Below are 1,406 nucleotides of genomic sequence, written 5' to 3'. Positions count from 1 at the left end.
GCCCATTGGCTAGTTCGCAACCTTGACCGGCTGGTCGCCCTGCGCGGCGAACTGGTCGATACGCTGGCCGACCTGGTCGACCGGCTGCAGACCGGCCGCATTGCCCGGCTCGCCCGCGTCATCGTCGAAACCACCGGCCTTGCCGACCCGGCGCCGGTGCTGCAGTCGATCATGGCGCATCCGGCGCTGATCCAGGCCTTCCGGCTCGACGGCGTCATCACTTTGGTCGATGCCGTCAACGGCAACGCCACGCTCGATGCCCATGTCGAGGCGGTAAAGCAGGTTGCCGTCGCCGACCGCATCGTGCTCAGCAAAGCCGATCTGGCCACCGACCCCAATGAGCTGGAAATGCTGCGGGCGCGCCTGCGGCAGATCAATCCGGGCGCCGAACTGCTCGATGCCGGCGACACGGAGACAGGCGTGGCGGCGTTGTTTGATTGCGGCCTCTACAACCCGGCAACCAAATCCGCCGATGTGCGGCGCTGGCTTGGCGAGGAAGCGGCGCACGATCATCACCATCATGCTGGTCATGATCACGAGCATGGCCATGACCACGGCCATCGTCACGATCAGCGCGTGCGCTCCTATTCGCTGGTGCATGACGGCCCGGTGCCGTTTTCGGCGATCGAGATGTTCCTCGACCTGCTGCGTTCGACCCATGGCGAGCGCCTGCTGCGCATGAAGGGCGTCATCGAGCTCAGGGAAGACCCGTCGCGGCCGCTGGTGATCCATGGCGTGCAGAAGATCCTGCATCCGCCGGTGCAATTGCCGTCCTGGCCGGATGGCCAGCGTGGCACGCGGCTGGTGCTGATCACGCTCGACATGCCGGAAGATTATATCCGCAGGCTGTTCGCCGCCTTCACCGACCGGCCGTCGGTTGACACGCCCGACCGCGCGGCGCTGGAAAACAATCCGCTGGCGATCGCCGGGCGGTAGCTCCCAACGATTACGGCGCGCCGCGCTCGACCAGGAAGCGATGGCCGCCGGAGACCGCGGCCGTTTCAATCAACTGGTGGCCGCTCTCGGAGCAGAATGCCGGAATGTCGATGACGGCGAGCGGGTCGGTGGTCTCCAACCAGAGCCGACTGCCCGGTTGCATCCCCGCGAGGCGCTTCTTGGCCTTGAGCACGGGCAAGGGGCAGTTCAGCCCCTTGAGGTCATAAATAGCGGCGCGATCAGCCACGGGCGATATCAACCGCCGAACATGCCGAGCAGCTTGTTCTTCAGCTTCGTCACCCGGCTTTCGTCGGCACTCGCCGCTTGCGTTTCAGCCATTGGCGCCGCTTCCGAAGGGGCCGCGATGGTCGCGGTGGCGACTGGGGCCTCCTTGGCGGCCTTCTCGGCCTCCTTTTCGGCCAGAGCCTGGGCCTTGGCGGCTTCCTTGGCTTGCTTGGCCGCCTCTATGG

General features: G+C 65.9%; 2 protein-coding genes and 1 pseudogene. 1 reads left to right on the top strand and 2 read right to left on the bottom strand.

The window, feature by feature from the left end:
* On the top strand, window positions 1-936 hold a 936-nt coding region (locus tag EN884_RS35955; RefSeq protein ID WP_164895418.1), incomplete at its 5' end, for a GTP-binding protein.
* Window positions 937-946: 10 nt separating this feature from the next.
* On the opposite strand, the gene EN884_RS35950 is transcribed toward EN884_RS35955, so the two are convergent.
* A complete protein-coding gene (locus EN884_RS35950; protein WP_024503732.1) occupies window positions 947-1,183 on the bottom strand; it encodes a sulfurtransferase TusA family protein in 237 nt (78 codons plus the stop codon).
* A gap of 8 nt (window positions 1,184-1,191) precedes the next feature.
* Window positions 1,192-1,406: pseudogene (locus EN884_RS35945) on the bottom strand (hypothetical protein); the annotation flags it as partial.

Source organism: Mesorhizobium sp. M7A.F.Ca.AU.001.01.1.1 (genome assembly GCF_004022735.1).
GTDB classification, from domain to species: Bacteria; Pseudomonadota; Alphaproteobacteria; order Rhizobiales; family Rhizobiaceae; genus Mesorhizobium; species Mesorhizobium ciceri.
This window is presented reverse-complemented; position numbering and strand designations above follow the sequence as displayed.